The 12,319-nt window shown below is 66.4% G+C and carries 12 protein-coding genes and 1 pseudogene; 8 read left to right on the forward strand and 5 right to left on the reverse strand.

The features are described from left to right. Position 1 precedes the first annotated feature (1 nt). From hutU to ACSSV8_RS17015, 5 genes are all read left to right on the forward strand, one after another. Complete coding sequence (hutU, locus tag ACSSV8_RS16995) at positions 2-1,687, forward strand: urocanate hydratase (RefSeq protein WP_454283256.1); 1,686 nt, start codon at positions 2-4, stop codon at positions 1,685-1,687. A gap of 166 nt (positions 1,688-1,853) precedes the next feature. After that, complete coding sequence (locus ACSSV8_RS17000; protein WP_354540402.1) at positions 1,854-3,278, forward strand: circularly permuted type 2 ATP-grasp protein; 1,425 nt, start codon at positions 1,854-1,856, stop codon at positions 3,276-3,278. 5 nt (positions 3,279-3,283) lie between these two features. Further along, on the forward strand, positions 3,284-4,222 hold the full coding sequence (locus ACSSV8_RS17005; RefSeq protein ID WP_354540403.1) for an alpha-E domain-containing protein: 939 nt from the start codon (positions 3,284-3,286) through the stop codon (positions 4,220-4,222). Positions 4,223-4,226: 4 nt separating this feature from the next. After that, a complete protein-coding gene (locus ACSSV8_RS17010; RefSeq protein ID WP_454283257.1) occupies positions 4,227-5,024 on the forward strand; it encodes a transglutaminase family protein in 798 nt (265 codons plus the stop codon). A 7-nt stretch (positions 5,025-5,031) separates the two neighbouring features. Further along, on the forward strand, positions 5,032-5,772 hold the full coding sequence (locus tag ACSSV8_RS17015) for a proteasome-type protease (protein ID WP_354540405.1): 741 nt from the start codon (positions 5,032-5,034) through the stop codon (positions 5,770-5,772). A gap of 10 nt (positions 5,773-5,782) precedes the next feature. Here the strand turns inward: ACSSV8_RS17015 and ACSSV8_RS17020 are convergent, their stop codons facing one another. The 5 genes from ACSSV8_RS17020 to argB all read right to left on the reverse strand — a co-directional run bounded on the left by ACSSV8_RS17020 (position 5,783) and on the right by argB (position 10,337). Continuing rightward, positions 5,783-7,021 carry an META domain-containing protein gene (locus ACSSV8_RS17020; RefSeq protein WP_354540406.1) on the reverse strand — a complete coding sequence of 413 codons (1,239 nt, stop codon included), beginning with the start codon at positions 7,019-7,021 and terminating at the stop codon, positions 5,783-5,785. A 164-nt stretch (positions 7,022-7,185) separates the two neighbouring features. Further along, positions 7,186-8,301 (reverse strand): acetoin utilization protein AcuC, encoded by a 1,116-nt coding sequence (locus ACSSV8_RS17025; RefSeq protein WP_454283258.1) that lies wholly within the window; start codon positions 8,299-8,301, stop codon positions 7,186-7,188. Beyond that, positions 8,298-8,795, reverse strand: coding sequence for a SixA phosphatase family protein (locus ACSSV8_RS17030; RefSeq protein WP_454283259.1), 498 nt, complete (start codon positions 8,793-8,795; stop codon positions 8,298-8,300). The genes ACSSV8_RS17025 and ACSSV8_RS17030 overlap by 4 nt, the downstream gene beginning before the upstream one ends. After that, positions 8,792-9,439 carry a ferredoxin gene (locus ACSSV8_RS17035; RefSeq protein WP_354540409.1) on the reverse strand — a complete coding sequence of 216 codons (648 nt, stop codon included), beginning with the start codon at positions 9,437-9,439 and terminating at the stop codon, positions 8,792-8,794. The genes ACSSV8_RS17030 and ACSSV8_RS17035 overlap by 4 nt, the downstream gene beginning before the upstream one ends. 4 nt (positions 9,440-9,443) lie before the next feature. Beyond that, positions 9,444-10,337: an acetylglutamate kinase gene (gene argB / locus ACSSV8_RS17040; RefSeq protein WP_354540410.1), complete on the reverse strand. Its 894-nt coding sequence runs from the start codon at positions 10,335-10,337 to the stop codon at positions 9,444-9,446. A gap of 120 nt (positions 10,338-10,457) precedes the next feature. Here argB and ACSSV8_RS17045 point away from each other — a divergent pair, with 120 nt between their 5' ends. From ACSSV8_RS17045 to ACSSV8_RS17055, 3 genes and pseudogenes are all read left to right on the forward strand, one after another. Continuing rightward, positions 10,458-11,180: an SDR family oxidoreductase gene (locus tag ACSSV8_RS17045; RefSeq protein ID WP_354540411.1), complete on the forward strand. Its 723-nt coding sequence runs from the start codon at positions 10,458-10,460 to the stop codon at positions 11,178-11,180. Positions 11,181-11,230: 50 nt separating this feature from the next. Further along, entirely contained in the window at positions 11,231-11,875 is a 645-nt protein-coding gene (locus tag ACSSV8_RS17050) for an RluA family pseudouridine synthase (protein ID WP_454283260.1), read from the forward strand. Between the two features lie 141 nt (positions 11,876-12,016). Next, positions 12,017-12,204: pseudogene (locus ACSSV8_RS17055) on the forward strand (IS5/IS1182 family transposase); the annotation flags it as partial. Between the last annotated feature and the right edge of the window lie 115 nt (positions 12,205-12,319).

Below are 12,319 nucleotides of genomic sequence, written 5' to 3' on the forward strand. Positions count from 1 at the left end.
CATGACCGATCCCCGTCACAATCTCCGCGATGTCTATCCCGCCACGGGCACCGAGATCACCGCCAAAAGCTGGCTGACCGAGGCACCGCTGCGGATGCTGATGAACAACCTCCACCCCGACGTGGCCGAGAACCCTCATGAGCTTGTGGTCTATGGCGGTATAGGGCGCGCCGCGCGCACATGGGAGGATTTCGACCGCATCTGCGACGCCTTGCGCGCGCTCGAGGCCGACGAGACGCTGCTTGTGCAATCAGGCAAGCCGGTGGGCGTGTTCCGCACCCATACCGACGCGCCGCGCGTGCTGATCGCCAACTCGAACCTCGTGCCGCATTGGGCGACCTGGGATCATTTCAACGAGTTGGATAAAAAGGGGCTGGCCATGTATGGCCAGATGACCGCCGGAAGCTGGATCTATATCGGCACGCAAGGCATCGTTCAGGGCACGTTCGAGACCTTCGCCGAGGCGGGCCGCCAGCATTACGACGGCGATCTGCGCGGGCGCTGGATCCTGACCGCAGGGCTTGGCGGCATGGGCGGCGCGCAGCCCCTGGCCGCCGTCATGGCCGGGGCCTGCTGTCTGGCCGTGGAATGCGACGAGACGCGCGCCGATTTCCGTATCCGCACCCGCTATTGCGACGCCAAGGCCCATGACCTCGACGAGGCGCTGGCCATGATCGACGGTTGGTGCAAGGCGGGCGAGGCGAAATCCGTGGCCCTCATCGGCAACGCAGCAGAGGTGTTTCCCGAACTGGTGCGCCGGATGAAGGCGGGAGGCCCGCGCCCCGATATCGTCACCGACCAGACCAGCGCGCATGATCCGATCCACGGCTACCTGCCCCTGGGCTGGAGCGTGGCGGAGTGGCGCGCCAAACAGGAGAGCGACCCCAAGGCCGTCGAGGCCGCCGCGCGCGCCAGCATGAAGACCCATGTCGCCGCCATGGTGGATTTCTGGAACGCAGGCGTGCCGACGCTCGATTACGGCAACAACATCCGGCAGGTGGCCCAGGAGGAGGGGCTGGAAAACGCCTTTGCCTTCCCCGGTTTCGTGCCCGCCTATATCCGCCCGCTCTTTTGCCGGGGCGTCGGGCCGTTCCGTTGGTGCGCGCTCTCGGGCGACCCGGAGGATATCTACAAGACCGACGCGCGCATGAAGGAACTTTTCCCCGACAACGCGCATCTGCACACCTGGCTCGACATGGCGCGCGAACGCATCGCCTTTCAGGGTCTGCCCGCGCGGATCATGTGGATCGGGCTGGGCGACCGGCACCGTGCGGGCCTTGCCATCAACGAGATGGTCCGCAATGGCGAGTTGAAGGCCCCGGTGGTGATCGGGCGCGATCATCTCGACAGCGGCTCGGTCGCCAGCCCCAACCGCGAGACCGAGGCGATGCTTGACGGCTCTGACGCGGTCAGCGACTGGCCATTGCTCAACGCGCTCCTCAACTGCGCCTCGGGTGCCACCTGGGTCAGCCTGCATCATGGCGGCGGCGTCGGCATGGGGTTCAGCCAGCATTCCGGCATGGTGATCTGCTGCGACGGCACCGAAGATGCCGACCGCCGCATCGAGCGGGTGCTCTGGAACGACCCGGCCACCGGCGTGATGCGCCACGCCGATGCGGGCTACGACATCGCCCGCGAGTGCGCGGTTGAACATGGCCTGAACCTGCCTGCAATTCTCAAGACGTAGGCGCCCGCCCGTCACGCACCTGTCAAAAAGCCTAGGAAAACAGCAAAACATGCGCGTATGCTTGTTTTCCGGGCGGTGACGGCCCCGGCGGGGACCAAAGCGCATGTCTCGCTGGAGGCGCTTTGCCGCCTCGCGTTTGCTGCGGGGGAGAGAAACGGGGGTGCGCATGAGCGAAACGGAAATCTTCGACGAAATGTGGGGCACGGATGCGCGCCTGCGCGCGCCCTACAGCGGCTTTCACGACTGGTTCGGCCGCGAGGACCCCAAACGCCTGCGCGCCAAGCAGCGCGAGGCAGAGGAGCTTTTCCGCCTGACGGGCATCACCTTCAACGTCTATGGCAAGGCCGAGGCCGAAGAGCGGCTCATCCCCTTCGACATCATCCCGCGCATCATCTCGGGCACCGAATGGGCGCGGCTCTCGCGCGGGATCGAGCAGCGCGTGCGCGCGATCAACGCCTTTCTGCACGACATCTACCACAAGCAGGAGATCGTGAAGGCGGGCCGCATCCCCGAAGAGATGATCCGCCGAAACGATGCCTTTCTGCCCCATATGATCGGGGTCGAGCCGCCGGGCGGCGTCTATACCCATATCGTCGGCGTCGATCTGGTGCGCACCGGGCCGGGCGAGTTCTTCGTGCTCGAGGACAATGCCCGCACGCCCTCGGGCGTCAGCTACATGCTGGAAAACCGCGAAACCATGCTGCGCATGTTCCCGGAACTCTTCTCGCAGAACCGGGTGCGGCCGGTGCAGACCTACCCGTTCGACCTGCGCCGCTCGCTGGCCGCCTGCGCGCCGGGCTGCGCGGCAAGCGATCCGGTGGTCGCCGTTCTGACACCGGGAATCTACAACTCGGCCTATTTCGAACACGCCTTCCTTGCCGACCAGATGGGGGTGGAGCTGGTGGAGGGGCACGATCTGCGGGTGGTCGACGGCCGCGTCGCCATGCGCACGACCAAGGGATACAAGCCCATCGACGTGCTATATCGCCGGGTGGATGACGATTTCCTCGACCCGCTCAATTTCAACCCCGACAGCACGCTTGGTGTGCCGGGGATCATGGATGTCTACCGCGCGGGCGGTATCACCATCGCCAATGCGCCGGGCACCGGCATCGCCGATGACAAGGCGATTTACAGCTACATGCCCGAAATCGTGGAATTCTATACCGGCGAGCGCCCGATCCTGCAAAACGTGCAGACCTGGCGCTGCTCGGAGGCCGACGCTCTGGCCTATGTGCTCGACAATCTCGCGGATCTGGTGGTCAAGGAGGTGCATGGCTCTGGCGGCTACGGCATGTTGATCGGCCCCACCGCAAGCCGCAAGGACATCGCCGCCTTCCGCCGCAAGCTCAAGGCGCGGCCCGGCAATTACATCGCGCAACCGACGCTCAGCCTCTCGACGGTGCCGATCTTCTCGCGGGCGGGGCTGACACCGCGCCATGTCGATCTGCGGCCCTATGTTCTGGTCAGTCCCGGCAACATCAACGTCACCCCCGGCGGCCTTACGCGGGTAGCGCTCAAGAAGGGCTCGCTCGTGGTCAACTCGTCGCAGGGCGGGGGCACCAAGGACACCTGGGTTCTGGAGGATTGAGCGCGATGCTGGGAAAAACCGCCAATGGCCTCTTCTGGATGTCGCGTTATCTGGAGCGGGCCGAAAATACCGCCCGCCTGATCGAGACCGGGCAGCGCATCGCGCTGACCCGTCTTGGCGACGACGATGCCCGCGAATGGGCCTCGATCCTGCAAAGCGCCGGATCCTACCCGGACTTCATGAATGCCCATGAGGAGGTGACCAAGGAGGCCGCAATCAACTGGATGCTGCGCGACCGCGACAACCCGTCATCGATCCGCACCTGCATCGAGGCCGCGCGACAGAACGCGCGGCTGGTGCGCACCGCCATCACCGGAGAGGCCTGGGAGGCGATCAATGCCGCCTACATGAGCGCGAATGCCAGCATTGCCCGCAAGGTGGCCGAGCGCGACCTGACCGAGGTCCTGCAACGGATGCGGCAGGCCACGGCGCTGGTGCGCGGCATGATCCTCGGCACGATGATGCGCAACGAGATCTTCGATTTCCTGAGGATCGGCACCTTTCTGGAGCGCGCCGATTACACCGCCCGGATCATCGACGTGAAATATTACGTGCTGTTGCCGTCAATCAACGCGGTCGGCACGATGATCGACAATGTCCATTGGGAAAGCATCCTGCGCGCGGTTTCGGGGCGGGGGGGCTTTCGAATGGAATATGGCGCAGGTGGCGGCCCGCGCGAGATCGTGCATTTCCTTGTCCTCGACAAGAGGATGCCGCGCAGCCTTGCGTTCTGCGTCTCCAAGATCGAGGACAACCTGCGCTATCTCGACCCCGAGGGCCGCAGCCCCACGCTTCGGATGGTGCGCGATCTCAAGACGCAGTATCTCTCGCATGACGTATCGGCCATCTTCGATTATGGCCTGCACGAATTCATCCAGAGCGTGCTTTCGGCGCTTGGCGATGTTGCGGCGCAGATAGAGCGCGATTTCCGATTTTATGAGTGATCCCATGCAGCTTGAGATACACCACACCACGCGCTACCGCTTTGCGGCACCGGTGACATACGCCCTGCAACAGGTGCGCAAGATCCCCAAGAGCACGCCGCACCAGAGCGTGCTTGAGTGGTCCACCGAGGTGACGGGCGGCACCAAGCAGCTCCGGTTCGAGGATCACCACAACAACGTGGTCGAACTCATCAGCTTTGACCGCGACACGACCGAGATTTCCGTCGTCTCGCGCGGGCGGGTGGCGCTGGAGGACAATCACGGCATCGTCGGGCGCCATCGCGGGCCCGCGCCACTCTGGCTCTACCGGACCCATACGCCGCGCACGCAGCCCGGTGCGGGCGTCCGGGAGACCGCGCGCAGCGTGCAGGGCGAGACCACGCTTGACTGGCTGCACGCGCTCTCGTCGCATATCCGCGAAACCATCGCCTATGAGGTCGGCTCCTCGCATCCCGGCTGGGGCGCGGAGGATGCCATATCGGAAGGGCGCGGCGTCTGTCAGGATCACGCCCATGTCTTTATCGCCTGCGCGCGGCACATGGACATTCCGGCGCGCTATGTCTCGGGCTATCTGATGCTGGACGACCGCACCAGCCAGGACGCCATGCACGCCTGGGCGGAGGCCCATGTCGAGGGGCTGGGCTGGGTCGGCTACGACGTCTCGAACGGGATTGCCCCCGACACCCGCTATGTGCGCGTCGCAACAGGGCTGGACTATGCCGACGCCGCGCCTGTATCCGGTATGCGGATCGGGGGCGCCGCCGAAGCGCTCGATGTCCGGATCGACGTTTCGCAGCAGTGAGGCCCAGATGACCTATTGCGTTGGCATGATGCTCCGGCGGGGTCTTGTGTTCATGTCCGATACCCGCACCAATGCCGGGCTCGACAATATCTCGACCTTCAAGAAGATGACCGTCTGGGAAGCGCCGGGCGACCGGGTGATCACGCTGCTGTCCTCGGGCAACCTTGCCACGACACAGGCGGTCGTGAGCCTTCTGGACGAGCGCACCAAGGCCCATGACGATCGTGTGCCCACGCTGCTCGGTGTGCCCTCGATGTTTCAGGCAGCGCGGCTGGTGGCCGACACGCTGCGCGAGGTCATCGCCACCCATCGTCAGGCCGGACAGGAGGCCGACAGCGCCTTTCGGGCTACGCTCATCCTCGGCGGCCAGATCGCGGGCGGCCCGCCGCGCCTGTTCCTCATCTACCCTGAGGGCAATTTCGTCGAGGCCAGCGACGACACGCCGTTTTTCCAGATCGGCGAGACGAAATACGGCCGCCCGATCCTTGTGCGCGCCTATGATCCGGACATGGGCTTTGCCGCCGCGATGAAGCTTTTGCTGGTCAGCTTCGATTCGACGCTCAAGGCCAATCTATCGGTCGGCGCGCCATTCGATTACCATTTCTATCGGGCCAACAGCCTGCGCTCCGGCTTGCAGGGCCGGATCGAGGCCGAGGACGTCTATTACCGCGACATCGCCGACCGATGGGGGGAAGCCCTCAAGGACGCGCTTGACGGGCTGCCGGATTTCGACCTGCCGCCCGCCTGAACCACGCCGCTCAGCGCGCCGCCTCGATCAACACCTCGTCGCGCGGCCCGCCCATCAGCAAAAGCGCACCATCCGCTCCGATGTCGAACCGGCGCACCTGTTCAAGCGCGTCGAGCATCGCCCGCTCCTGTGCCATCAGCGTGTCGGGACAGGCCATCAGCGTCGAGCCGAGCGCGCCGAACTCAAGCCCCTCGCCCGTCAGCGTGAACCCACCGACAAACCGGTTGCAGCCGGTGCTGCCGGCCACGCGCGCAGGCGCGAGGAAGGTGAGCGACACGCGCTCCGCCTCTTGCGGTTCCTCGCCGCCAAGGGCCGTGACCTGCCATGTCGCCCCGGTCAGCAAATCGCGCGGCTCGCCACCGCAGCCGTCAAGCACCCGGTCGCCCAGCAAAAGCGTTGTCGTGTCGGGATAGGGCATCCCCGTCGCCGCATCACGGCAGAGCTCTTCCTCGATCCGAAGGCTTGCCCCGGCCTCGGGCATGTCGAACAGATAGGCACCCGGCAGAACCCCGACCGCAGGGCGCGCGGCCTCGCGCCGCAGCTCGCCATAATCGGCGACGATCTCCACCTGTTCCTCGCCGAGGTCCACATGCCAGCCCGGCTCGATCCCGCGTGCCCGATAGGGGCGGCGCTCGGGCGGCTGCACGGCGCGACACTCGGTCAGATCGCGCCCCGCAATCTTGATCGTGAAGGCATCCCCCTTGGACCAGACCTCGGTTTCGGGATCACTCACGCCGACATAGCGTGCCCCGGAGGCCGCAACAGCCTCTCGCAACGGGATATCGCGGCCATCGGCGCGCAACACCATTTCCTCGCCTAGAATACCCACCTCCACATCCTGCTCCTCACAGCTTATCGCGGTGACAAAGGCCAGCGGTGTCACCGGCTCGACCCGGATATTGCCCAGATCGACCGGATCGGCCCCGGCGGCGATGGCCACATCCTGCACGATCCAGCGCGGCGCGCCGTCAAGGCGAATCACCGCCGCCAGATCGCCGCGCAACCCCGACGGAACGGTGAGCGTAAAGGGCAGCGGCACCTGCTGGCCCCCCGCCTTGACCTGTGTTTCGCCCAAGATGGCCCCAAACCGCCCCTCGACCGCCACATGCAGATCAGCCTCGGGCGGCAGGGCAATGCGCTGAAGGTATTCCACCGCGCCCGAGACGGTGCGGTATTTGACCTCCTGCGTGGCACCCGGCTGCGCGCTCAGGAGAAGAACAAGGCCGGAAAAAACGAGAGGACGCGACATCGGTGGCTCCTTCACAGGTCTGTGTATGTGGCCACCCTACCCCCGCACCCCGCGTGGGGCAATCACCGGCTGCCAAGTTTGGACAAGGCCCATGTTCCGGCAGGGCATCGCGCATCCGTGGCGGGGCCTTGCCGCATCCGCGACGCCCGGACACAAGCGCATGCTCAGAGCCAGGCACGGCCACGCGCGCGCAGATGCGCGATGGCCGCGCGCAAAGAGTCGTCCACCGCGCCTTCACGCGGCGCGTCGCGCAACGTATCGACAAGCGTATCTGGTGGGATCGCCGGGCGGCGCGGCCATGTCAGCGCGGCGAGGATCGCGCGGGCGCGCTCGGGCAGGCGCTCGGGGATCTCAAACCCGTTGAGCGTGGCCCAGACCCCGGCCCAGACACGCCCCACCGTCCAGGGGTTGTAGCCGCCCCCCCCCAACACCAGAAATCGCGGGCTGAGCGGACGCAGCAGCGCAACCGCCTGCCAATGGGCGTTGTTCGACAGGCACAGACGCGAGAGCGGATCCTCGGTCACGGCATCCGCCCCGCATTGCAGCACGATCGCCTGCGCGCGCAGCGCCTGCACCGCAGGCAGGATCACCTCGTGCAGCGCCATGGCAAAGCCGCTGTCATTGGTCCCGCGCGGCAGCGGCAGGTTGATCGCCTGCCCGCCCGCACGATCCTCCAGCCCGCCGGTAAAGGGCCAACGCCCCGCCTCATGGGTCGAGATCATCAACACGCGGCTCTCGCCATGAAAGGCCGCCGCCACCCCGTCGCAATGATGCGCGTCGATATCGACATAGGCGATGCGGGTCAGCCCCTGCGCCAGCAGCGCCTTGATCGCCAGCACGGGATCGTTGAGATAGCAAAAGCCGCCCGCGTGATCGGCCATGCCGTGATGCGTGCCACCGCCGGGATTATAGATCGCGCCGCCCCGCGCCAGCAGGTCGGCGGCCAGGATCGAGCCGCCCGCGGCGGTGGCGGGGCGACGGAACATCTCGGGAAAGACCGGGTTGGAGAGCGTGCCGAGATGGTGGCGCGCGCGGGTGGCCTCGGTCACGCGCCCCTCGGTCTCGGCGCGCTGCAAGGCGGCGATATAGTCGGGGGTGTGAAAGGCCAAAAGCGCCTCGGGCCGCGCGCGGGGGCTGTTGAGATATTGCGCGTCGGGAAGCCAGCCGAGCGCACGGCACAGATCGATCACCGTTGGCACGCGCGGGATCGAGAGCGGATGACGCGCCCCGTAGCTCGAACCGCGATAGATCTCGGAGCCGATGAAAACCGGTGCCGTCATGCCTCGTTCAACAGTTCGCGCGGGATCACGAAGCGCGCGGCGCGGCCCGTGCCCTCTTGCAAATCTTGCCAGTCCGCGATGTCGAACTCGGCCACCAGAGTGGCCCCGGTCGGGTAGTCGTCAAAGCGCGGATGATCGTGCGGCGCGGCGACAAGGCGGGCGGCGAATTCGGCGATACCGGGATTGTGGCCGATCATCAGCACCAAATCTGCACGGACGGCGCGCAAGGCGGCCAGCATGTCCGCCGCCTCGGCCATGTAAAGACTGTCGAGCAGGCGCGGCGCAAGCGGCAGGCCAAGGCGCGCGCAGGTCTCCTGTGTGCGGGCGGCGGTGGAGCAGAGGATTTCCCCCGGCACCAGCCCCTCCGCCCGGAGCCAGTCGCCAAGCGCCGTGGCCGAGCGCCGCCCGCGCTTGTTCAGCGGGCGCGCGTGATCAGGCAGGCCGGGCGTGCCCCAGTCGGATTTGGCATGGCGCATCAGGATCAGGCGTTTCACTGGAAATACCCCATGTGAAAGGCCGATTGCGCCTCTGTGCGACCGTAACCCCGACTGATCGGACAGGCACGCCGCACCGCACAGCCGCGCGCACGGCAGTCATTGCCGGGGCGGTCGAGATCGGCCTTGCACGCGGGCACGTCATAGGCACCGGGGTCGAGCGCCCCCACCGGACAGGCCGAACGGCAGGGCTGCCCGGCACAGGTCTCACAGGGCGCGGGCATCGCGGGCGGCAGATCGAGCGCATGAGCAAAGGCGAGCGCCCCCCGATAGGAGACCATCAGCCCCGCCACATCATGCACAAGAAGGCCCACAGGTGACGGCCAGGCCCGCCCCGACCGCCGCGCCCAATCGGTAAAGGGCTGCCAGGGCGGGCCACCAAACGGGAAAAGCGCCCGCCCCCCGAGCGTATCGGCCAGCGCGCCGATCACGCGGTCCGACCAGCGGTTCATCGGGTCGCGCGCGCCGTCAAGGTATTCAGATGTTTGGGTGAAATGGTCCCAGAATCCCGGCTCCTGCGGGCCGAGCAGAACGAGGCTCTGCATCCCCGCCACCTCCTCCGGCCCCAGCCGCAGCGCGCCGAACACGCCAAGGTGATGGGCCTGCGCGGCCCGCTCGATCGTGGCGAGGTCGGGCGCGCGCACCCTCTCAGCCCGGCGCGCGCTTGACCCAGGGCGCGGCATTGCCCCGGATGAGCGAGCCCGCGCCGTGCTCGGTGAAGAGCTCCAGCAGCGTCGCATTGGGCGCGCGCCCATCAAGAATGACCACCGCGCGCACCCCGCCGTCAATGGCCGCAAGCGCGGTCTCGGTCTTGGGGATCATGCCGCCCGCGATCACGCCCTCGCGTGTCATTTGCCGGATCTGCTCGGGCGTCAGTTCGGTCACGACTTGGCCTGACGCATCGCGCACCCCGTCGATATCGGTGAGCAACAGCAGCCGGTCGGCCTTGAGCGCGGCGGCAATCGCACCCGATGCCGTGTCGCCGTTGATGTTGTAGGTCTCGCCCTGCGCCCCTGCGCCCAATGGGGCGATCACCGGGATCATGTCGGCGGCAAAAAGCGTGTGCAGGATCTTGGGGTCGATCTCGGACGGCTCGCCGACAAGGCCCAGATCGGGATGCGCAGGTGTGCAGGTTATGAGGCGCGCATCCTTGCCCGACAGCCCCACCGCGCGCCCGCCCTGCCCGTTGATCGCCGCCACGATGCGCTTGTTGACCGTGCCCGACAGCACCATCTCGACCACGTCCATCGTCGCGGCATCGGTCACCCGCTTGCCGTTCACGAATTCTGATGTGATGTCGAGCCGCGCCAGCATCTCGTTGATCATCGGCCCGCCGCCATGCACGATCACCGGATTGACGCCCACCTGCTGCATCAGCACCACGTCGCGGGCAAATTCCTCCATCGCGGCGTCGCTGCCCATGGCGTGCCCGCCCAGCTTGATGACGACAATCGCACCAGTGTAGCGTTGCAGAAAGGGCAGAGCCTCGGAAAGGGTGCGGGCGGTGGCGATCCAGTCGCGATTCATGTCTCGGGCCTTCATCAGTGTCTCCGGCGGGACGGTGCGTTTCTTGTTAGCCGCTGCGCGCAAAGCTGCCAAGGGCCGTTGAACTTGGCGCTGTCGAGGTTAGGGTGAACTCGCAGAGATCGAAGGGATCACACCATGCGCACATTGCTTCTGACCGGTGCAAGCCGGGGGATCGGGCACGCCACCGTGCGCCGCTTCAATGCCGAGGGGTGGCGCGTGATCACCTGTTCGCGCCACCCCTTCCCGGCGGAATGTCCCTGGGGCGGCGGCGCGCTGAACCATGTCCAGATCGACCTTGCCAGCCCCAGCGACGTGATCGAGAAGGTCGAGGTGATCCGGGGCATGATCGGCAAGCGTCTCGACGCGCTGGTGAACAATGCGGGCATCTCGCCCAAGGGGCCGAATGGCGAGCGGCTCGATACGCTCACCACCGACCTGCGCACCTGGGGACAGGTGTTCCACGTCAATTTCTTCGCCTCGGTGGTGCTGGCGCGTTCCCTCAAGGACGAGTTGGCGGCGGCCCGTGGCGCGGTCGTCAACGTCACCTCCATCGCGGGCGGGCGCGTGCATCCCTTCGCGGGCGCGGCCTATGCCACGTCAAAGGCGGCGCTGGCCGCGCTGACCCGCGAGATGGCGCATGATTTCGGCCCCCTCGGCGTGCGCGTCAACGCCATCGCACCGGGCGAGATCCGCACCGACATTTTGTCACCGGGCACCGAGGAACTGGTCGACGCCATCCCTATGCGGCGTCTGGGCGAGCCGTCCGAGGTGGCCGACACGATCTATTTCCTCTGCACCGAACCGTCCTCTTACATCTCCGGCACCGAGATCGAGATCAACGGCGCGCAACACGTCTGAGGCATCGCGCGGCATGGTCCCCGCCCGGGCCATGGTGTATGCCCGCGCCCATGACCGAATACGCCCCACCCGACACGCCGCTCGATATCCTGCATGACGATCACGAGATCATCGTGGTCAACAAGCCCTCGGGCCTGCTCAGCGTGCCGGGCAAGGGGCCGGATCTGGCCGATTGCCTGCTTGCCCGTATTGTGGAGGCATTTCCGACCGCGCTTCTGGTGCACCGCCTTGACCGCGACACATCGGGGGTGATGGTCTTTGCCCTCACCCTCCATGCGCAGCGCCATCTTGGCCTGCAATTCGAAAAGCGGCAGGTGCAAAAGACCTATGTGGCGCGGGTCGCGGGGCGGCTCGAACCGGGGCAGGGCACGGTCGATCTGCCGCTCATCGTCGATTGGCCCAACCGGCCCCGGCAGATGGTGTGCCACAAGACGGGGCGTCCGGCGCAGACCGACTGGCGCGTGCTGCGTGCGGGCGACAAGGAAAGCCGGGTGCGACTTAGCCCCAAGACCGGGCGCAGCCATCAGCTGCGCGTGCATATGCTGGCGCTCGGGCATCCGATCCTGGGCGATCCGTTCTATGCCACGGGTGCCGCGCGCGATCACCCGCGCCTGATGCTGCATTCGGAGGAATTGCGCCTGCGCCACCCCGATGGCGGACGCGGGATGCGCTTTCGCGCCCCGGCACCGTTCTGAGGCCGGAATCCGCGTCGGTATCGTGGCGGAGAGGTGGCCGCGGAAATTTGGACCCGTTGTCAACGGGCACCTCGAAAAATTGCCCTGATCTGACCCCCGGCAGTATGATGGCCGGGAAGTTCCATGGCTTGGGGTTTGACGATGGCGCAGATGGGTTTCTTCGATCTTTCGGACCGCCATGCGAGCCTTGATGCCAAGCGTGACCCCCGCTGGTGGAGATCGACGCCGTGGTGCCGTGGGAAGAGTTTCGCCCGGTGCTGGAACGGGTCTGGCGCAAGCCGGAGGCGGCGCGCAAGTCGCGCGCCGGGCGAAGGCCGATGGATGCGGTGTTCGGCCCGCTCACTCGGACCATGTATGGATGGCTCCCGCGGGGCAAGAGATTTTCGGTTGATGCTGGCATGATTTCGGTTGCGGCCATGTATACGGCGTCTGAGTTGCAGCACG

The sequence above is a fragment of the Roseovarius sp. MBR-79 genome, assembly GCF_053628555.1.